Raw genomic sequence first — 19846 nt, 5'->3', positions numbered from 1 at the left:
GTTATTGCCCTTGCCCTATCGACATACTGCCATCTGGCATAATCGTAATGACTTCACCCACCAAACGCGAATTATGGCGCACGTCAATGGTCACCGGCGCTGCTTGCCCTGTGCCAAACCATAATACTTGCGGTACCGTTTGATCTGTAAACCAAGGTTGCAGCGCTTGTGTTTGTCCTGTACTTGAGACGTTACCAGCATCTAGGCTTTGCACATTTAAGCTCACCCCAGCAGGCAATTCAGGCAAGGTAACTTCTGACTCAACCTCCCAGCTTGGCGTTGGTAATTTATCTTCAATCGCACTAGACATACTGGATAAATCAGCGGACAGCTCCATTGAATTTTTAGGTGTACTGTCTCTACTAGAAGACGTAGAAGCGTCCGTTTGATAAGCAACATAAGGATTGGATAGAGTGACAATAACGGGGGTAACTTGACCTTGCTTATTCGCTTGTAGACTCAAACCCATCGGCTGCATACGTTCCGCCGACAACAGCCTAACGTAGCTCAATGAATCAGTCAGATGCTCATAAAAAGCGCGATTTTTACGCGATTCACTACTACCTACTGACAAGCTCATCATGCCAGCGAATATGGACAAAATAACCACCACCACTACGATTTCGACCAGTGTAAAACCAGCCTGCGTATGATGATGTGTTATTGGTGATGAGGGTTTTGACATACAGAGGTCATCTAGAATGACGTCATTCTCTTAAAATGACGGTATATTTTGGGTGATATATAGAACGATAGATATGATTGACTGTGTTAAATAAAGGTTAATGTGCTGCCATATAGAATATAACAACACAGATTTTTATAAAATAGCTACTCACGGTTTTCAAGATATAGTAAAAACCTAATAATTGGCATTACGATGTTCTTCTGACTCGGTATCAATTTGCTCTACCAATTCCTGCATATCCTCATCCATTACCTCATCATCAGCGGCAGGATAATGGCTAGGCAGCTCTAACACTTGCTGGACAAAGGCATAGCGCAAAGTATCACGGCGTCCTAAGTAACGCTGATAAAAGCTTGAGTTCAATAGCCCAGCACCGCCCTGACCCATCGCCCAAATAGACGATAAATAATCACGCGTACTCAAACTGCTGTGCTCGTCCTTTAGATAAGCACTGATAATATCGATTAAACGCTTCATACGCTGACGGCGAATATCATAAAGCTCACCAAACAAGCGATTAAGACCCGTCACTGATGCGGCTAACCGCTCTTCGATTTGATTGAGTAGCATCGCTTTTTGTGGATTAAACAGTTGCTGAAAAATCATACGCGCGACACCTGCCGATGGGCAATCGTCAATGCGATTGATCTCAAACAGCTGTTCTTCGTAACGAATAATAATACGCAAATAAAGCTCATCTTTGCTAGAGAAATGCTTGTAAAGTGTGCCTTTAGCCAAATCAAGCTGATCTGCCAAGCTGTCTAAAGTGATATCACCATCGCCTGACTCAAGTAGCAATTGCTCTGCCATTGCTAAGATATTCTCTTCTCGTATCTTGAATTGATGCTGACGACTCATAATCTCTCCTAAAACTTGACAATATCATGCATATGACCACATTTTGCATTGGCGTATCGGTATCAAGAGTATGAAGTTATACAAAGGATGCGCGAAGACCACAATAGAGGGATATGCTTATGTTTGCTAAATAATCATTTATAATCATATGGTTACATTTAACGCACCATTGCATGGCGCATAAAATCGCCACAACTTATAATAAATGACTGAGTGGTCATAGCATAACCATTTTAGTGATACTGTGCTAGTAAATTCTCAAAGTTTTTTGCAGTCAGCGTACCAACCTCCTCCGCACTACAGCCATACATCTCTGCAATACAACTGGCGACGTAGGGTACATAGGCAGGCTCATTAGGTCTGCCACGTTTGGGGACGGGCGCTAAGTAGGGACTGTCGGTTTCGATCAGTATTCTATCTCTAGGCATATTTTTTGCCGCATCTTTGATGTTTTGCGCACTTTTAAAGCTAACGATACCTGAGAATGAGATATAAAACCCTAAGTCCAAGGCGCGTTTTGCCGTTTCCCAATCTTCGGTAAAGCAATGAATAATGCCATGCTCAGCACCTTCTGCCTTTAGAATATCAATCGTATCTTCTTTGGCATCACGCATATGGACGACAAGCGGTTTTTTTAGGCTTTGGCTGGCATGAATATGACGGGCAAGGCTGGCTTGTTGCGCTTTTTTATTTTCCGTTGACCAGTAATAATCTAGCCCCGTCTCCCCTATTGCCCACACATGATCGGCATTAGCAGTTTCTATCAGACGTTCGACCGTCGCTGATTGTAAAACGCTGATGTCTTCACAAGGATGGATGCCAACGCTCATACCTAGGTTGAGCGTTTCATCGCCGTAGGTGCTGACAATATTGGCAATCTCATCATATTCCGCAAAATCACACATTATCGCCATCGCTCGCGTGACATTGGCTTCTTTCATCGCAGCAATCGCGCCGGACAATTGACCCTCATACTTGGTTAAATCTAAACGGTTAAGATGGCAGTGACTATCAGTAAACATAAAAAATCTCGTTATGGTGGCTTTTTAATAATATTTTTTTAGATAAAAGTATTATGATAAAAACTCAAGTTAGTAATAGTATTCATTGCTCTCAAGAACGCACTTTTCAAGTAATGTTTAACAAACCTATCTTTAATACAGAATTGCCACTAACGCAGAGGCACTACTCGCATGACCTCTTCCATGGTCGTTAGCCCTTCACTAATGCGCTTTGCACCAGATAAACGCAGTGGCTGTACGCCTTCGCGGTAAGCTTGCTGCTTAAGTACGTCCAAGTTTGCATCAGCAGCGACCAGTTTTTTTAGCTCATTCGATAATGGCATAATTTCATACAACCCAACGCGACCTTGATAACCCGTATGGCGGCAGTGCTCACAGCCCTGCGCCTTATAGATTTGTGCTGGCACGGCAGCACGCCACGGTTGTACCAACTCTTGCCATTGAATGGCAATCTCACTATCCGCAGTAACATCGACTGCTTGTTTGCAGTGCGGGCATAATGTCCGTAACAAACGCTGCGCCATCACGCCCAATATCGTCGCTGATGTCAAAAACGGCTGAATGCCCAAATCATGCAGACGCGTGACAGAGCTTGGTGCGTCATTGGTATGCAGTGTTGAGAGTACCAAATGTCCCGTTAAAGATGCTTGCACTGCCATATTGGCGGTTTCAGCATCACGAATCTCACCAACCATAATGATATCAGGGTCTTGGCGCATCAAAGAGCGAATACCATCAGCAAAGTGTAAATCAACTCCTGGATTGACCTGCATTTGGTTAAAGGCGGGCTCAATCATCTCAATCGGATCTTCGATAGTACAGACGTTCACCTGCTCAGTCGCCAATTGTTTAAGGGTACTATACAAGGTGGTCGTTTTACCCGAACCCGTAGGACCTGTCACTAAAATAATGCCATTTGGATGCGCTGTCAGCTCATGCCACGTCTCTAACTGCTTGCCAGACAAGCCAAGCTGCGCAAAGGAGCGTACCAGTACCTCAGGATCAAACACCCGCATCACCAGCTTTTCGCCAAAAGCAGTAGGCATGGTAGATAGACGCAGCTCAGTCTCCAATCCTTTTGGGGTGCGCGTTTTTAATCGTCCATCCTGCGGCTTACGTTTTTCTGCCACATTGAGCCGTCCCAAAATTTTAATACGTGCAGTCACCGCTACTATAATCGCCAGTGGCATCTCATAGACACTATGTAGCACGCCATCAATACGAAAGCGCACCTTCCCTGTCTCTCGTCGTGGCTCTAGATGAATATCACTGGCGCGCTGCTCAAAGGCATATTGCAACAGCCAATCGACCACTTTAACGATATGCTGGTCATTGGCATCGGGATTGGTATTATCGCCGAGCTGCAATAGCGCTTCAACGTTGGTGATATCAGACGCTGCACGTTTATGAATAGAATTAGCACCAGCAATCGCTTGCGTGACTTGATAGAACTCTTGACGATAGCGATTGATTTGCTCAGGGTTAATAAATACCGTGCGATAGCTTTTTGACTTAATGAGTTTTTCAATATTGGCGTGCCAGTCGGTATAAAAAGGCTGGTCGGTACCGATAACGACTTCATTAAGTGTCACTTCAATCGGCAAAATATGCTGTGAGCGTGCATATTCAAACGACATCAGCTGCGTCACTACTGGTACATCAACCTTTAACGGGTCAATACGGACAAGCGGCATATCTGCTTTGGCGGCTAACCATTGATTCAACCATGCCAGCGTCAATTTATCCTCAGGATTATTATCAAGCGCATGACCATTTGGTAAGCCAAACTCACTAATGGTCAGTAGCGGATGCTGCGCCTTATTGCGGCGGCTGGTAATCACTAGATTATAGCCACGTTGATCGATGACTTTATCTGCTAACAATTCATCGAGACACCAACGCAAATCAATCACTATCGAGTACTTTTGAGCAGGCATAATTTTCTTCTTTTATTATTTAAGTCGTTTCAGCGCTGATAATGTTAGCTGGTATTTCTTATACTTCTATTACTGCTGTTATCTGTAACTCACCTAACGCTATCAGCTGAAAACTCACATCAACAGACTTATAACGCATAACAAATGGCATATTGATCTCTTTACGGCGATAAGCAGGACGCGGATCTTGCGCAATTAATGCCTTTATAGCGTCAAAATCAGATAGTAATAATTGCTTTTTCGCCTTATCAATGACTGCTGTTACGGTACGCGTATCTTTTTTACTGTCTTTCTTTTCTTCATTATTATTTTGTTTTTCATTATTGTTTTGTTCTTCGTTATTGTTTTGTTCTTCGTTATTGACACTTTGGGCGGCTATAATTTGCAAAAACTGCTCATATGCAGGCTCAGTGCTAGTCACAGTCAACAATGCTGAAGCAGATGGCGCAAAGCCACTTTTTGCATCAGGTACTGCGTCACTATAAGCCACATAGGGCTTGATATCGATAATTGGCGTACTATCTATCATATCAGCACCGCTGATGATAAGTAACACCCGACCTTCTACAACCTCAATAGCTTCAAGCTTAACCACAGACAGTCCGAGCGCTGAGGGGCGATACATACTACGACTGGCAAACACGCCGATTTTTTGATTGCCGCCCAAGCGTGGCGGTCGCACTTGCGCACGAAAGCTGCTATTGGCTTTATTAAGCTGGCTGTCATCATTAGCCGGCTCGTCTTTCTTTATCTGTTTTTCCTTATTTAGATAGTTATGATGAAACTGCCAACTGATCCAAATATGACTAAAATCGGTCAAACCTATAAAGGCTGCAGGTGTATCATAAGGCGCAATCATTTCAATCACGCTGGTTAATGCAACCAAATTTGGCTGTCTCGGTGCGCCAAATTTTTGTGAAAGCGGCGCATGATGGTAGCCGATAATCGGTGACGTATGATGACTCATAAGCGAATCAGTCTGACAATTCATAAATCAAATCCAAAAAAGCGAAACCGTTATTTATACTAAAAAATAAGGGCTATACAAACTAAATTTGGCGAATCATACAAAATAACTCGCTAACGATATTCCATTTTATCATGCTATAGAAAGGCAGCTAGACGGATTTTTATTTTAAAGTTTGTTATGATGAGCAAGAAATTTATTGAGAATGGCTTGCATTCATAAAACAATGACTTCAAATCTTGCTTTTATGGGCGTTACTACCACCTCATAATACTGAATAATAATGTTAAAATAACGGTTGACGCGATAGGCTAAGCCACTAAATAGACTCTACACGCTATTAACTTGAAGCATTTTAAATCTATCATTGAAGATTTTTATTTGATACTTATTTATTTAATAGCTATTTTAATTGACTGATACAGATTATCACTTACTAACGAGGACTTTATGTCAAAACTCCGCACCGAAACGGTTACAGAGGTTCATCATTGGAATGATGCACTATTTAGCATCAAGACCACTCGCGACGACGGTTTACGCTTTCGTAATGGCGAGTTTGCGATGATTGGTTTGGTCGTTGATGGCAAGCCGTTGTTGCGAGCTTACTCGATTGCTAGTCCTAATTATGAAGAACATCTAGAGTTTTTCTCCATTAAAGTGCAAGACGGTCCATTAACGTCGCGTTTGCAACATATCAAAGTCGGCGACGAATTATTGGTCAGTAAAAAACCAACGGGTACTCTCGTATTAGACGATCTATTACCGGGCAAAAACCTCTATATGCTGTCAACTGGTACTGGTGTTGCGCCATTTTTAGCATTAGCACGTGACCCTGAAGTCTACGAGCGTTTTGAAAAGATAATTCTGGTACATGGCGTACGTGGTGTCAGTGACTTGGCTTATCGTGATATGTTCGAAAACGAGCTACCGAATGATGAAATCTTTGGTGAAGAGTTCCGTAAAAAATTCATTTACTATCCGACTGTCACTCGCGAAGAATTTAGGAACACCGGTCGTATTACCGACCTAATGAAATCTGGCAAATTTTTTGAAGACATTGGCTTACCACCCATTAATAAAGACGATGATCGTGTCCTCATATGCGGTAGTATGCCTTTTAATGCGGAAGTCTCAGCGATTTTGGATGGCTTTGGTCTGACCGTCTCACCACGTATGGGCGTCCAAGCGGATTATGCGGTCGAACGCGCCTTCGTTGGTTAAAAAAGAACTTTTATACAAAATATGATAAATAATTCTTGACGCTCAAAAATAGGCTGCTATAATACGCAGCCTATACAGAGTTAACCCTGTAGCCCAATTCGATAATGTTTAGCAGTACAAACGTTATCACCTAACACGCCGGTGTGATGGAATTGGTAGACATGACGGATTCAAAATCCGTTGCCTTTAAAAGCGTGTCGGTTCAAGTCCGACCACCGGTACCATATACGAAACCCTTACAGTCTATAGATTGTGAGGGTTTTTTATTACCTCCTATTTATGATATCTTAAACATTCTTAGAGCAAACATTCAATCATTTAGAACCGTTCAGTTGTTGCCTAAATAGACACCACTAAATTTTAGGTGCAAAAAAAGCCCTACCTAGTAGGTAAGACTTTCCTTTAATAAAAAAACTGTGTATTAATTGCTCTATATTCAAGCTAACTTAACTCTATATCTATCATACTATTCAGCATCATCTAATATTTTATTAAGCGTTTCCACCATGTCATCATCTATGATGCTGTCTTCTACATAGTCAACTAACTCATGTATGGTCGTCAGATCCATTTCCCGAATACCCAAGCTTACCAGTTGCTCGTTAATAGACGCTAAGCTTTCTGTATCTTCAGGGTTGCCTAATACATGCTCTTCAAATCCATCACTGACAAACCAGTAGATTTTTTCTAACAAACTATTTCTCTTGGTTAACGTAGAATAACTATCCCCATGGATAAACAAATTAAAACGATAAGGCATCTCTATATCATTGATAAAAAAAGTACGCTTACATTCTAGTGTATAGGCTTGTTCCTGTTTGTCTTCAGAGCCTTCGTCCTCTTTATAGTTTTCGTCTTCCTCAATCTCTTCTTTTACCAATCCCTCTAATATCTGATAACGCCCTACTTTGACTTTATGATTATAAATAATACAGGAATCAGCGATGGCCTCAAAAATGACCGCACTGACATCTAACGTATAGTCATCAATGTCATAAAAATCTTTTAAAAAGGGCAAAAACTCTGTGATTTTATCTTCAGGTACTTCGGTAAGAAATTGTTGCTCGTATATCTGAACCATGTCTTCAGGCGAATAAGTATTGGCGGTATCAGTCTCATTTCTGCCAGTAGGTTTCAAAGGTATAAGATTGTATGGGTTATTATTGGTCATTCAGGACTGCCTTTTCATTTAAGTGAGCTTTATTAGATCTTTATTACTACAAAGCTATAGGTTACTGCAAAAGCACAGGTTACTACAAAGCGATAAGAGCGGCTAAATTCACTTTTTTAAGTGTCTTTAGTGCCTCGAAATCTATGAATACATTATCTCTCATTCAGTAACTTTTAGATATATTGTTCACTTTATCAAAAAAAAGAATCACGCTAAATATTAGCGTGATTCTTTTTTAAAATAGTTCAAGCACAATGAGTTAATTTCTTACGATAGTTTTTTATAGTGATGAAACTATAAAACCTACTGAACTATTTAGCCATACCTCTTAACTAACAGCTTGTTTCGCTTCATGCTTGCGAACACTCGTTCCATCTTTGCGACTGATCGTTATTCCTGTAAAGCCAAACAATATCGTTAATAGTAGCGATAGATAACAAAAGAAAGCGTAAGGGATATACTCAATAACTGGTACACCCAATGCCTGACTGATAAACACCCCACACACACTCCAAGGTACTAAAGGATTGATAACCGTACCGGCATCTTCAATAGTGCGTGATAAGTTTTTAGGATGTAAGTTTAAGCGCTCAAAGGTCGGACGAAAGGCAGTACCTGATAGCAAGATACTTAAATACTGCTCACCGATTAGGACGTTGATACTCAAGGCTGCCATAGCAGCGGCAAAGATAGCACGCCCTGAACTGGTCAACATATCTCTGATACCCAACAGTAACGCAGGCAAGATACCAAGTGCGCGTAACAAACCCCCTAGACTTAATGCCAAGATAACAATAGTCTGCGTAAAGAACATGCTCTGCATACCACCGCGTGAGATCATACCGCCTACTTCGCCCAGCTCTAAGTTTTCGGCAGGCGCATAGCCGCCAAACATGTAGACACCTAACTGTCCGATATTAGGGGTACTATGCAAATAGGTAATGATTAAAGCGCTAGCAATCGTGTAAATGATGGTATAAATAGCATTCACTCGGCATAACGCTAGCACGACCAACACGATAAACGGTAGTATTGAATAACCATGCACTAGGCCGCTATCGACAAGCTGCGACTGTAACAGGGTAACTTGATCTAAATTGCCAGTACCTGTCTGCCCAGAGAAGTACCAAAACAGTCCTGCTGTAATGAGCCACGCGGGCACCGTGGTATACATCATGTTGCGAATATGCTCAAACAAATCAATACCTACGACAGAAGAAGCAAGCGTACAAGTATCTGATAAAGGAGACATTTTGTCGGCAAAGAATGCGCCTGAGACGATGGCACCTGCAGCGATAGCGACGTTGGCATCAAAGGCATTACTCATCCCAATAAAAGCCACGCCTATCGTCGCTGCTGTGGTCAAACTACTGCCTAGCGCCACCCCGATAATTGAGGTCAAGACAAAGGCAGAGATATAATAATACTGCGGTGAAATGAGGTCAAAACCATAATACATAATGGTGGGAATAGCGCCCGACATCATGAGAGCGGCGACTAGCAATCCAATAAAGAATAATAAATAGATAGCACCAATACCACTGACGACGCCTGAAGACATTTGCTCCTGCATCTTCTCAAAGCTTAAACCTTTGAACATACCTAATGCCAGCAAAACAGCAATAGCAAGCATTAATGATAGGTGCGGAACCCAGCCAAAGCCGATCATGGTGACACCCATAATCGCAATGACAACGCTAGCAATAATAAAAGCTATCTTAGGAGATAGCTCGGTAAGTACTTGTGGTGGCATAACACATCCTTATGTTGCCATGATATTTTGGCGTTAGGGTTGGCTTGAGGGTGGTAAGTTTAATGAGTTGCAATACTGATTACTACTCTCATTACTTATCCAATAGAGTATCGGTCTTGGCTGCCATGACAAAATCATTGCGATGCAGACCTTTAATGCTATGCGACCACCAAGTGACCGTAACCTTGCCCCACTCTACCAATATGCCAGGATGATGCCCTTCTGCTTCGGCGATGTCTGCAAGCTTATTAGCAAATGCCATCGCCGCGACGAAGTTCTTAAATTTATATTGACGTTGTAATTGCTTAATGCCATCAACTTCAATCAATGACCAATCTGGAATTTGTTGTAATAGCTCTTGTGCTTCAGTATCGCTGACCGTTGGCGCGCCAATGCGGCATGCTTCACAGCTGGCTTGTGATAATGTAGTCATTATAATGTCCTTTTTTAACTATTTATTTTTAGTGATTATACGTCCGTGTTTATGCTTTTTTTACTACTCTTAAAATAAGTTATAGGAAGTTCTACCTAAAATCGATACGATTGTAATAAAGTAAATAGCCACGTACTACTGTTATAAATTTTTCTTGCTTGCTGCTCGCAAGCGTGACAGAGGCTGCAAAAAATTTAATCCAGTAGCACTCGTATCGGTTTTAAAGTGAATCAACTATATGTATTCATTTTTTTAGGTACTTTCGACAGCGTAAGTTGGCTCAAACAATCCTAATGACATGGCTTGTTTGACGACTCCCATGATGTCGCTATCGACGATATCAAATAGCGTATCCAAATCATCGATGACATAATAAATCGGCTGGATATGATCGATACGATAAGGGGTACGTAGTACGTCTAATAAATCAAATGCGCGATGCTCTGGCTGTGCTTGCTGCTCAGACCTGTCATTGAGTGCATAAACCGTTTCAGAAGGTGAGCTTAAGATACCGCCGCCATAAATACGGCGGCTATCTTGCGTCTTTCCAACCAAACCAAACTCGATGGTAAACCAGTAAAGCCGTGCCAAAAACCATCTTTCTTCTTTACTGGCGTTTAGTCCAAGCTTACCGTACGTCTCATTAAAAGTCGCAAACGCAGGATGGGTCAGCATTGGGCAATGGCCGACGATTTCATGGAAAATATCAGGCTCTTCGATATAGTCCATGTCATCGAATCGACGAATAAAAGTCGCAACTGGAAAGGATTTATTGGCCAACAGTTTAAAAAACTTCCCAAAGCTGATTAATGCAGGGACAGCAGCGGTCTGCCAGCCTGTGGTGGCTTGCAATACCTCATCAATATCATGTAATTGCGGAATACGTGCGGGCGATAGATTCAGCTTAGTTAAACCTTCTAGATAAGCTGAACAGGCACGATTGGGTATTTGTTTGGCTTGACGCGCAAGCAGCGCTTGCCACATGGCATGCTCATCATCACTGTAATGAATATGACCAGTAGCATCTGGCTGATGCGACACGTAAGGTTGCTTTTTATCAGTAGCATTTGTAGATGGTAGGCGTTCCATGCCTATATTCCTTTTATTGCAGTTAGTCCATTACCTTTGTAGCAGTAACTTGTCTTGATGACTTTGCCCTACTAACCCTAAACGCCATAGTTTATAATCACTATTATAAGCAGGACTATACTAGTAGGTAGCAGGCTAATAAGGACAAGACAAATTCCCTTTGCCTTGCCCATTTATTGTTTTAGAGCCTATTTACAACAACGACTCTAAGACTAAGGCGTTTCAGTTTCTTGCTGACCAACCGTGCCGCGACGTACTTGGTCACGCTCGATTGATTCAAATAATGCTTTGAAATTACCTTCGCCAAAACCATCTTCGTAATCGCCTTTACGTTGGATGAATTCGAAGAATACGGGGCTACCCAAAATGGTTTCAGAGAAAATCTGTAGCAGTAGACGTGGTGCGCCGCCTTCAGTGGTGCCATCTAGCAAGATACCGCGCATCTGTAGCTCAGAGACATTTTCGCCATGGCCCGGTAAGCGCTCATCAAGCATCTGGTAATAAGTCTCATTTGGCGCCGTCATGAGCGGGATACCCATGTCTCTAAGTTTGTCGATACTAGATAGTAAGTCGTCACTCAATAGCGCAATATGCTGGATACCTTCGCCATTAAATTGCATCAAGTACTCTTCGATCTGACCGCCGCCCTGCTTTGACTCTTCGTTCAATGGGATACGAATTTTGCCATCAGGAGCAGTCATCGCTTTACTGGTTAGGCCAGTGTACTCACCTTTGATATCGAAATAGCGGATTTCACGGAAGTTAAAGATACGCTCGTAGAAATCTGCCCAATATGACATACGACCACGGTAAACGTTATGCGTTAGATGGTCGATAACCTTAAAGCCAAAGCCTTTTGGATGCTTATCGACATCAGGTAAGTATTCAAAATCGATGTCATAAATAGAGTTGCCATCAGTAAAGCGGTCGATAAGATAAATAAGCGAGCCGCCGATGCCTTTAATTGCTGGCAGACGTAGCTCCATAACCCCTGTTTTCACATCGACTGGCTCAGCACCGTTTTCGATAGCCAGCTCATAAGCTTGCTGAGCATTTCTTACTCGAAAGCCCATGCTACAAGCGCCAGCACCATGCTCACTTAAAAAGTAGCTGCCATGGCTTTTTGGCTCACGGTTTAAAATAAGATTGATATCTCCTTGACGAAACAAGGCAACATCTTTCGAGCGGTGATTGGCGATATGGGTAAAGCCAAGGTTGCGGAATAATTCTTCGACAAGCTCAGGCTCTGGTGAGACAAACTCAACGAAGTCGTAGCCTTGTAGGCTCATTGGGTTGTCAAATAAATCTGCCATTGTCATCATCCTTAATTGCAATTGGTGGTATAAAGCGCTAAAAATTAGCAAAAAATAAGTTTCATCAATCATTCCTATTGACGTTTCATTTATATTAGATTAGCTTGATTTATAAGACTAATTGTTTTTTATGATTTATTTATCAGGTTTACTTATGAATATCAGTATCCGCCAACTTACCGCTTTTATCAAAGTCGCTGACAACGGCAGTTTTACCCGTGCCAGCGACCAGATGCATTTAACCCAATCTGCCGTTAGTGGCTTGATCAAAGAGCTCGAATCTAACTTGGGCATTGTGTTATTCGATCGCACCACACGCCAGTTGTCTTTGTCTGTAGTAGGACACCATTTATTGCCGCAAGCTCGGCGCATTTTGAACGAGATGCAACTATTTGAAAATGAAGCAAGCAGTTTGACAAACTTGGCGCAAGGTCAGGTAAGATTGGCAGTATCGCAGTTTGCTGCTTCTTCTATGCCAGCGGTCATTGCGCAGTTTGCCAAAGACTATCCAGATATCAGCGTATCGTTATTAGATTGCTCAGCAGAAAACGTCCTTGAGCATATCCAAAACATTGAAGTGGATTTAGGCGTCGGTACTGAGGTCGGTACTGAGCTTGAATTTATGGAAACCGAAGATGACATCCGTGCAGACTTGTTATATCAATTACCATTTTGTGTAGTAATGCCTGATAGCCATGTGTTGGCGCAAAAACATGAAGTCACTTGGCAAGACTTGATTGACATTCCACTGATCACGCTACAAGGCCCTTTTCTTGAAAAATTGACCACTGAGCTGGATGAAAGTATCGTCAACCATATTCAGCAGGCGCGTTACAAAGTGAATTTTATGTCGACAGCACTTGAGATGACTCGCCAAGGCTTTGGCATTACTTTGTGTCTGCCCTACATGCCAGAAGTGATAGACTGGGTAAGCGCCAACGGTTTACAGATGCGACCGCTAGCGCAACCTGTCAAAATGCGCCGGTTTTTCATTTACCAACGCTCATCTCGAGCATTATCACCGGCGAGCATTGCTTTTAAGCGTTTTTTGCAGCGCTATTTTGCCACCCATTTTGATGACTTACAGAGCTTTTAAAATTCATTATCTAAGCAATCGCTTGATATAGTCGATTCAATTTAAAAAGAATACAGTGCTACTGGGATAAATTTTGCGAAGCCTCTTGAGTGCGAAGCGCACAGCAAGCGAGGAAAATTTATCCCAGTATAACGCTACTTTTAACGTACCTCTTTTATATTGAATTGGCTATACTGACCATCACAGTCAGTATAAAGCTGAGAGATAATTAAAAAGTTTGTAGGTAAGAAAAAAATGCGTTAATTAATGAGGATAACGGAATCTAACGTTGAGTTAATCACAAAACTGGTTTATGCTTTTTAGCGCCTCAACTCATATCTCTTGTAAGGAAAACAAATGTTTGAACGTATCGATTATTATGCCGGTGATCCAATCTTAGGATTGATGGACAAATTTGCAGCAGATGGCAACCCAGATAAAGTGAATCTAGGTGTGGGCGTCTATTATGACGAAGATGGCAAAATGCCCGTACTTGAGTGTGTCAAAACGGCTGAACAGCGTATTGCTGACCCTATCTCGCCGCGTCCGTATTTGCCAATGGCAGGTTTACCAGGACATCGTAAAGGCTGTCAAGAATTGCTGTTTGGTAAAGACGCACAGATTTTAAAAGACGGCTTGGTTGCGACCATTGCGACCATTGGTGGTTCTGGTGCGTTAAAAGTTGGCGCAGAATTCATCCACGAATGGTTCCCACAGTCTAAGTGCTATGTCAGCGATCCAACATGGGGCAACCATATTGCCATCTTTGAAGGCTCTGACGTCGAAGTCGGTAAATACCCATACTACGACACCGCTACTGGTGGCATCAAATTCGATGAAATGATCCGCTTCTTTGAAACCTTGAACAAAAATGATGTGATCTTGCTGCACCCTTGCTGCCATAACCCAACAGGCGTTGATTTGACTCGCGAGCAATGGGATCAAGTACTCAACGTTATTCAAGCACGTGAATTGATTCCATTTATGGACATTGCTTACCAAGGCTTTGGCGAAGATATAGACAGCGATGCTTACGCGATTCGTAAAGCCGTCGATATGGGTCTGCCAGTGTTTGTCAGCAACTCATTCTCTAAAAACTTATCGCTATATGGTGAGCGTGTCGGTGGTTTATCAGTCGTTTGTCCAACAGTAGACGAAACTGAGCGCGTTTTCGGTCAGCTGAACTCTACCGTGCGCCGTATCTACTCAAGCCCACCATCACATGGCGGTCGTGTGGTCGATATCGTCATGAACGACGAAGCGTTACACAAGCAATGGGTTGGCGAAGTTTATGCGATGCGTGACCGTATCAAGTCTATGCGCGTAAAGCTGAAATCAGTATTGGAAGCCAAAATTTCTGATCGTAACTTTGACTATTTAACTGAGCAGAACGGCATGTTTAGCTTTACAGGACTCACTCCTGAACAGGTTGAGCAGCTGCAAAGCAAATTTGGTATCTACATGGTATCGAACTCACGCATGTGTGTTGCCGGCTTAAATGCCAGTAATATCGATTATGTTGCCAATGCTATGGTTGAAGTCTTAAAAGACTAAACCAGCTTGTTATCGTAAAACTATCTTAATAAGAAAGGCTGAGCAGTTGCTTAGCCTTTTTTTGTGCCTGAATTTCATGCTGTGGTTTTATGTAATAAACGACAGTAATAGCCATATCGATAGCAACAAATCAGCCAACTTTAATATCAGCATGACACTAAAACACTGCATAAAAAACCTTGCAATATGACTGGCTATAAATTACATTATACGTAAGTAGTTAATCATAACGTAATTTATTAAACTCATTTAGCAAGGAGCAACCTATGTCAACGATTGACAAAAATCTCACCTCTTTTATTGATATCGCCGCTGATTCTGATTTTTCAATTCATAATCTGCCTTACGGTATCTTTAGCGAAACCGAAGGCGCTGCTGATAATAACAAGCGCCGCGCGGGTGTTGCTATTGGCGAGCACGTCTTGGATTTGGCTGTCCTCGAAGCAGAAGGTTTGCTGAACTTAGAGGGCGGGTCATATTTTGATCAATCGACTCTAAACGCCTTTATTGATTCTGGTCGCGACAACTGGACTAAAGCACGCACAACTATTCAAACGTTGCTGTCTAATACTAGTAATGCCTTACATGACAATAAAGACTTGCAGAAAAAAGCACTCTTTAAGCAAGCAGACGTCACCATGCATTTGCCGGTTCAAGTACCTGGTTTTACCGATTTCTATTCTTCTAAAGAGCACGCGACCAACGTCGGTACCATGTTCCGTGACCCAAGCAATGCCTTACTACCTAACTGGACGGAAATGCCAGTCGGTTATAACGGACGTGCCAGCACAGTTATCGTCAGCGGTAGTGATGTGATACGCCCCTCTGGTCAGCTAAAACCTAATGCAGATGAACGCCCTATTTTCTCGCCTTGTAAGCGCCTTGATTTTGAGCTTGAAACGGCTTTTGTCGTTGGTAAAGGCAATAATATCGGTCAACCGATTGCAGTAGATAATGCTATCGATCATATCTTTGGTATGGTCTTACTTAACGATTGGTCAGCCCGTGATATCCAAAAATGGGAATATGTGCCTTTAGGTCCATTTAATGCCAAAACGTTTGCTTCTGAGGTATCACCTTGGATTGTCACCATGGATGCATTAGCACCGTTCAAGATGCCATGCCCTACACAAGAGCCAAAGCCACTGGCTTATCTGAACGAAAAAGACAGCAATAATAGCTACGATATTAATCTGTCGGTAGAGCTACTGCCTGAAAATGCTGATGAAGCGACTGTGATTTGTGAAACTAACTTCAAGCATATGTACTGGTCGATGGCACAGCAGCTGACCCACCACACTATCACTGGCTGTAAAGTAGAAGTTGGCGATATGATGGGCTCAGGTACTATTTCCGGACCGACGCCAGATTCTTATGGCTCGATGTTAGAGATTGCTTGGAATGCCACCAAACCGGTGACTCTTAAAGGCGGCGAAACGCGCAGCTTTATTGAAGATGGCGATACAGTCATTATGAAAGGCTATAGCGAAAAAGAGGGTATCCGTGTCGGCTTTGGCGAAGTACGCGGTAAAGTACTACCTGCTTTAGAATTTGATTTTTCTGAGTAGTTATCGGACTGTTAAAGATTTAAAGCACCGACCTGTTTCATAAATAAAATGCTAGTCACAGTAAAATTGAGATTAAAATTATATGGCATTTGCTGTGACTGCTTTTTTGATTAGCTATCAAAAGGAGTTTGATAATGACCTTTAAAATTGAAAAAATTCATCATGTGGCCTATCGCTGCAAAGACGCTAAAGAAACCGTCGAATGGTATAAAAAACATCTAAACATGGATTTTATCTTAGCATTTGCTGAAGATCATGTACCTTCAACCAAAGCCTTTGACCCTTATATGCATGTGTTTTTAGATGCTGGTAACGGTAATGTCTTAGCGTTTTTTGAAGTACCTAATCAACCTGAAATGGGCTTTGACCCTAATACGCCAAATTGGGTGCAGCATCTAGCGATGAAAGTAAAAGACCGTGATACTTTAATGGCGGCTAAAAAGCATTTAGAGGAAGGTGGTATTGATGTTATAGGCGTGACCAATCACGGCATCTTCCACTCGATTTACTTCTTCGACCCTAACGGACATCGTATGGAACTTACCTATGATGATATTACATCAGAAGAAAAAGTATCGATGATTACTGAAGAGATTAAGCAAGATATGCTTGATGAATGGACGCGTACCAAACGCGCTCCAGCGCATACGCAGTTTTTGCATGCTGAGGAGCTCGCCGAAGCAAGAGAAGTTGCACCTGTGGGCGAATAAGTATCAACTTATCAAATCCTAAAACATGGCGTAGCTGAGATTGTCTCATTTACTCGCATCTAAGCAATTTGATAACGCTGTGCTATCAGCAATATTTGCTCAAATATATTATGCTGCTCACTCATCGGCAACTGCTCGGTGGTTCCGATGATAGTAATAGCATACTCTAAGGGCAATTTTTCAAGAGATAAACCTTTATCGATAAAAGCTTGATCAGCGCTGTTAGTAGCAAACTGCGGTAAGATAACTGGAATCGTAATCGCATTAATCCCCATTAACATATCACCAGTCACTGTTGCATAACCTTGGGTACGAATATTGGTTTGTAGCTGGGTAAATTGCAACCAACGAGACGCTGTTTCATCATCGTTCAATACTTTTGCATTATTAGCTTTACCTTGCCACTCTGCAAGCACCAATGGCTTAATAACGGCATCAGACTGGTAACTGGCAAACAACTGCCCTGTGGCAGAAGTCGTCAGCGGCATCCGTGAGCCAATACGAGTGATGATACTAATCGGGCTATCCGGTTCAACGGACTGAATGATAATTGGACCTTCACTAAACCACTTAGCGATTTGCACGCCACAGTTTAGAGTATCTTTAATAGCATTGGCGACAGCGGTAAGTCGCTCTAAAAGATTATTTTGATTGAGCGCTGTGTGCCCCAAAGCGCCTAAAGCATCAACGCGTTCGCCCAATCCGTAACGCCCATCGTCAAGTTGACGAGCATAGCTTTTACGAATCAAGCTCACCAAGTAACGATGGGTTTTGGCAGGATGCATCTGCATGGCTTGAGCAATATCTTTTAGCATCATAGGCGCGTTATAAGCGATAAGGATATCTAATATCGATAGGCCAATTTCAAGTGACTGTACGCCGCCTTGGGGCTTGCTAGAGATTAAAGTATGATTTGATAGTGAGGCATTATCTGATGATGACATTTTAAAGCTCATTGGTTTAAGCGAATTGGTGTTTGTCTATTAATAAAAGCGCTTACGGATTTGACGAATTTCTTATTACGACTGATTATATACATAATGATAAGCGTTTGATACATGCTCAAAATGGAGAATAATAATGATGGAACTTTATAGCTATTTTCGCAGTAGCACCTCTTACCGTACTCGCATTGCTATGAACCTTAAAGGCTTAGAGTATGACTATATTTCAGTTAATTTGGCAGAAGACAAACAGTTGGAGGCGGCATTCAAAGCGGTCAATCCACAAGGTCTAGTGCCCGTCTTACAAGTTGATGACTTACGACTCTATCAAAGCCCAGCTATTTTGGAATGGTTAGAAGAAGTCTATCCTAATCATCCGTTGTTACCTAAAGATGCGGCTGGTCGTATGCAAGTACGAGCACTCAGCGCTATGATAGGCTGTGATATTCACCCGCTTAATAATCGCCGTATCTTACAATACCTACGCAATGAGCTGACCGTTGGTGAAGATGAAGTCATGGCGTGGTGTAATCGCTGGATTAGTGAAGGTTTTTCCGCATTAGAGAAACGCTTGGCAGAAGATAAAAATCGCGGTAAATTCTGCTATGGCGACAGTCCAACGTTTGCAGATTGTTATTTAATTCCACAGGTATCTTCTGCTCGACGCTTCAAAGTAGACCTCAGTCTTTATCCTAATATCCTCGATATCGATACGCACTGCCGCACTCTGAAAGCATTCGCTGATGCTGATCCTATGATGCAACCTGATGCGCCAAGCGTCTAATCTAATCTACAAAAAATAAAGCCTCCAAATTAGGAGGCTTTATTATATTGATAATCTCATATTAGTATTGCCACATCCAATGCTTAAAGATTCATCTCATGTTGGGTAACAGCGACTATCTTTATCGGTACCGCAAATAGCCATGGTGAACCACCACTACAATAAAACAAGTCATCTTTAAATGAGACAATACAAGCGGTAAAATCATTACCACAGTGATCTATCATTGCTTGCTCATCACTATCATCATCGACTGCACACCATACTTGTTTATCACCTCGTGCAAGCAATGCGCGCGTTAAACCACTGCCTGCTAACTCATTATTCATACCCCGCTCCTTAACTTTTTTTACAATAGTTTGAGCTATTCATCATTAAATATATAGTTTTTTGATAATAACCTTTATCGTTATTGAGTCAATGAACCTAATATAAATGATGCAAATCCGTTTGTTATCAAGCAAATATAATGAATAATCACCTATATATTTAATTGCTGTTTTACTTCTTCTACTCTCTCTCTTCTATAGATATTTTGTATCTTGGTCACTCCATTGTAAAGCTGTATAAGCAAAAATGTAATGATTAACTACATTGTTCCCGACGAACGGTCAAGATCGAAATGTGAACGGTCAGTAAATTTAAATACTCTTAATAAATATATCACTCAAAACCTTCAATTCGTTGTTTAACAATACTTACCATCCAAAACTTCCTGAAATTCATAAGACAAGTTATTGATGATGAAAATGGTGT

The 19846-nt window shown here is 41.9% G+C and carries 18 protein-coding genes and 1 tRNA gene; 7 read left to right on the top strand and 12 right to left on the bottom strand.

What is annotated here, in order from left to right; all coding sequences use genetic code 11:
• Position 1 precedes the first annotated feature (1 nt).
• The 5 genes from CAN34_RS08000 to CAN34_RS07980 all read right to left on the bottom strand — a co-directional run bounded on the left by CAN34_RS08000 (position 2) and on the right by CAN34_RS07980 (position 5472).
• Positions 2-685, bottom strand: coding sequence for a prepilin-type N-terminal cleavage/methylation domain-containing protein (locus CAN34_RS08000; RefSeq protein ID WP_089555199.1), 684 nt, complete (start codon positions 683-685; stop codon positions 2-4).
• Positions 686-862: 177 nt separating this feature from the next.
• A complete protein-coding gene (locus tag CAN34_RS07995) occupies positions 863-1546 on the bottom strand; it encodes a TetR/AcrR family transcriptional regulator (protein WP_079692082.1) in 684 nt (227 codons plus the stop codon).
• A 233-nt stretch (positions 1547-1779) separates the two neighbouring features.
• Complete coding sequence (locus tag CAN34_RS07990; protein WP_089555198.1) at positions 1780-2568, bottom strand: TatD family hydrolase; 789 nt, start codon at positions 2566-2568, stop codon at positions 1780-1782.
• A 149-nt stretch (positions 2569-2717) separates the two neighbouring features.
• Positions 2718-4505, bottom strand: a complete 1788-nt coding sequence (locus CAN34_RS07985) for a GspE/PulE family protein (RefSeq protein WP_089555197.1) — start codon at positions 4503-4505, stop codon at positions 2718-2720.
• Between the two features lie 58 nt (positions 4506-4563).
• On the bottom strand, positions 4564-5472 hold the full coding sequence (locus tag CAN34_RS07980; RefSeq protein WP_174668351.1) for a tRNA (N6-threonylcarbamoyladenosine(37)-N6)-methyltransferase TrmO: 909 nt from the start codon (positions 5470-5472) through the stop codon (positions 4564-4566).
• A 450-nt stretch (positions 5473-5922) separates the two neighbouring features.
• Between CAN34_RS07980 and CAN34_RS07975 the strand changes: the two genes are divergently transcribed.
• Together CAN34_RS07975 and CAN34_RS07970 are read left to right on the top strand one after the other, a co-directional pair.
• Positions 5923-6696 carry a ferredoxin--NADP reductase gene (locus CAN34_RS07975; protein WP_089555195.1) on the top strand — a complete coding sequence of 258 codons (774 nt, stop codon included), beginning with the start codon at positions 5923-5925 and terminating at the stop codon, positions 6694-6696.
• Positions 6697-6833: 137 nt separating this feature from the next.
• Positions 6834-6920: transfer RNA gene (locus CAN34_RS07970), tRNA-Leu, on the top strand.
• Positions 6921-7162: 242 nt separating this feature from the next.
• On the opposite strand, the gene CAN34_RS07965 is transcribed toward CAN34_RS07970, so the two are convergent.
• From CAN34_RS07965 to hppD, 5 genes are all read right to left on the bottom strand, one after another.
• A complete protein-coding gene (locus tag CAN34_RS07965) occupies positions 7163-7867 on the bottom strand; it encodes a hypothetical protein (protein WP_089555194.1) in 705 nt (234 codons plus the stop codon).
• A gap of 328 nt (positions 7868-8195) precedes the next feature.
• Complete coding sequence (nhaC, locus tag CAN34_RS07960; protein WP_089555193.1) at positions 8196-9620, bottom strand: Na+/H+ antiporter NhaC; 1425 nt, start codon at positions 9618-9620, stop codon at positions 8196-8198.
• Positions 9621-9711: 91 nt separating this feature from the next.
• Positions 9712-10053 carry a 4a-hydroxytetrahydrobiopterin dehydratase gene (locus CAN34_RS07955; RefSeq protein ID WP_089555192.1) on the bottom strand — a complete coding sequence of 114 codons (342 nt, stop codon included), beginning with the start codon at positions 10051-10053 and terminating at the stop codon, positions 9712-9714.
• A gap of 252 nt (positions 10054-10305) precedes the next feature.
• Positions 10306-11142 carry a phenylalanine 4-monooxygenase gene (gene phhA / locus CAN34_RS07950; RefSeq protein WP_089555191.1) on the bottom strand — a complete coding sequence of 279 codons (837 nt, stop codon included), beginning with the start codon at positions 11140-11142 and terminating at the stop codon, positions 10306-10308.
• A gap of 212 nt (positions 11143-11354) precedes the next feature.
• Complete coding sequence (hppD, locus tag CAN34_RS07945; RefSeq protein ID WP_089555190.1) at positions 11355-12455, bottom strand: 4-hydroxyphenylpyruvate dioxygenase; 1101 nt, start codon at positions 12453-12455, stop codon at positions 11355-11357.
• Between the two features lie 154 nt (positions 12456-12609).
• On the opposite strand from hppD, the gene CAN34_RS07940 reads away from it, so the two are divergent.
• The 4 genes from CAN34_RS07940 (at position 12610) to CAN34_RS07925 (ending at position 17362) form a co-directional block, all read left to right on the top strand.
• Positions 12610-13551 carry a LysR family transcriptional regulator gene (locus tag CAN34_RS07940; RefSeq protein ID WP_089555207.1) on the top strand — a complete coding sequence of 314 codons (942 nt, stop codon included), beginning with the start codon at positions 12610-12612 and terminating at the stop codon, positions 13549-13551.
• 336 nt (positions 13552-13887) lie between these two features.
• Positions 13888-15084 (top strand): amino acid aminotransferase, encoded by a 1197-nt coding sequence (locus tag CAN34_RS07935; protein WP_089555189.1) that lies wholly within the window; start codon positions 13888-13890, stop codon positions 15082-15084.
• A gap of 266 nt (positions 15085-15350) precedes the next feature.
• The gene (fahA, locus tag CAN34_RS07930) at positions 15351-16652 is read left to right on the top strand and encodes a fumarylacetoacetase (protein WP_089555188.1); all 1302 of its coding nucleotides are present in this window, start codon (positions 15351-15353) and stop codon (positions 16650-16652) included.
• Between the two features lie 134 nt (positions 16653-16786).
• Positions 16787-17362 (top strand): VOC family protein, encoded by a 576-nt coding sequence (locus CAN34_RS07925; RefSeq protein ID WP_089555187.1) that lies wholly within the window; start codon positions 16787-16789, stop codon positions 17360-17362.
• Between the two features lie 59 nt (positions 17363-17421).
• Here CAN34_RS07925 and CAN34_RS07920 read toward each other — a convergent pair whose 3' ends face one another.
• Positions 17422-18306, bottom strand: a complete 885-nt coding sequence (locus tag CAN34_RS07920; RefSeq protein ID WP_089555186.1) for an IclR family transcriptional regulator — start codon at positions 18304-18306, stop codon at positions 17422-17424.
• 139 nt (positions 18307-18445) lie between these two features.
• Here CAN34_RS07920 and maiA point away from each other — a divergent pair, with 139 nt between their 5' ends.
• The gene (gene maiA / locus CAN34_RS07915) at positions 18446-19090 is read left to right on the top strand and encodes a maleylacetoacetate isomerase (RefSeq protein WP_174668353.1); all 645 of its coding nucleotides are present in this window, start codon (positions 18446-18448) and stop codon (positions 19088-19090) included.
• Between the two features lie 83 nt (positions 19091-19173).
• On the opposite strand, the gene CAN34_RS07910 is transcribed toward maiA, so the two are convergent.
• Positions 19174-19419 (bottom strand): hypothetical protein, encoded by a 246-nt coding sequence (locus tag CAN34_RS07910; protein WP_089555184.1) that lies wholly within the window; start codon positions 19417-19419, stop codon positions 19174-19176.
• Positions 19420-19846: the final 427 nt, after the last annotated feature.

Origin of the sequence: Psychrobacter sp. DAB_AL32B (assembly GCF_002224105.1) — a bacterium.
Classification (GTDB): Bacteria; Pseudomonadota; Gammaproteobacteria; order Pseudomonadales; family Moraxellaceae; genus Psychrobacter.
The sequence above is the reverse complement of the archived record's forward strand: the minus strand, read 5'-3'. Positions and strand labels throughout refer to the sequence as shown.

Excerpts from the sequence above, each read along its gene's own strand:
- CAN34_RS07935 (WP_089555189.1), top strand. The coding sequence starts at position 13,888 with ATGTTTGAACGTATCGATTATTATGCCGGTGATCCAATCTTAGGATTG.
- hppD (WP_089555190.1), bottom strand. The coding sequence starts at position 12,455 with ATGGCAGATTTATTTGACAACCCAATGAGCCTACAAGGCTACGACTTC.
- CAN34_RS07965 (WP_089555194.1), bottom strand. The coding sequence starts at position 7,867 with ATGACCAATAATAACCCATACAATCTTATACCTTTGAAACCTACTGGC.
- nhaC (WP_089555193.1), bottom strand. The coding sequence starts at position 9,620 with ATGCCACCACAAGTACTTACCGAGCTATCTCCTAAGATAGCTTTTATT.
- CAN34_RS07990 (WP_089555198.1), bottom strand. The coding sequence starts at position 2,568 with ATGTTTACTGATAGTCACTGCCATCTTAACCGTTTAGATTTAACCAAG.
- fahA (WP_089555188.1), top strand. The coding sequence starts at position 15,351 with ATGTCAACGATTGACAAAAATCTCACCTCTTTTATTGATATCGCCGCT.
- CAN34_RS07920 (WP_089555186.1), bottom strand. The coding sequence starts at position 18,306 with ATGTCATCATCAGATAATGCCTCACTATCAAATCATACTTTAATCTCT.
- maiA (WP_174668353.1), top strand. The coding sequence starts at position 18,446 with ATGGAACTTTATAGCTATTTTCGCAGTAGCACCTCTTACCGTACTCGC.
- CAN34_RS07985 (WP_089555197.1), bottom strand. The coding sequence starts at position 4,505 with ATGCCTGCTCAAAAGTACTCGATAGTGATTGATTTGCGTTGGTGTCTC.
- CAN34_RS07955 (WP_089555192.1), bottom strand. The coding sequence starts at position 10,053 with ATGACTACATTATCACAAGCCAGCTGTGAAGCATGCCGCATTGGCGCG.
- CAN34_RS08000 (WP_089555199.1), bottom strand. The coding sequence starts at position 685 with ATGTCAAAACCCTCATCACCAATAACACATCATCATACGCAGGCTGGT.
- CAN34_RS07975 (WP_089555195.1), top strand. The coding sequence starts at position 5,923 with ATGTCAAAACTCCGCACCGAAACGGTTACAGAGGTTCATCATTGGAAT.
- CAN34_RS07925 (WP_089555187.1), top strand. The coding sequence starts at position 16,787 with ATGACCTTTAAAATTGAAAAAATTCATCATGTGGCCTATCGCTGCAAA.
- CAN34_RS07980 (WP_174668351.1), bottom strand. The coding sequence starts at position 5,472 with ATGAGTCATCATACGTCACCGATTATCGGCTACCATCATGCGCCGCTT.
- CAN34_RS07995 (WP_079692082.1), bottom strand. The coding sequence starts at position 1,546 with ATGAGTCGTCAGCATCAATTCAAGATACGAGAAGAGAATATCTTAGCA.
- phhA (WP_089555191.1), bottom strand. The coding sequence starts at position 11,142 with ATGGAACGCCTACCATCTACAAATGCTACTGATAAAAAGCAACCTTAC.
- CAN34_RS07940 (WP_089555207.1), top strand. The coding sequence starts at position 12,610 with ATGAATATCAGTATCCGCCAACTTACCGCTTTTATCAAAGTCGCTGAC.
- CAN34_RS07910 (WP_089555184.1), bottom strand. The coding sequence starts at position 19,419 with ATGAATAATGAGTTAGCAGGCAGTGGTTTAACGCGCGCATTGCTTGCA.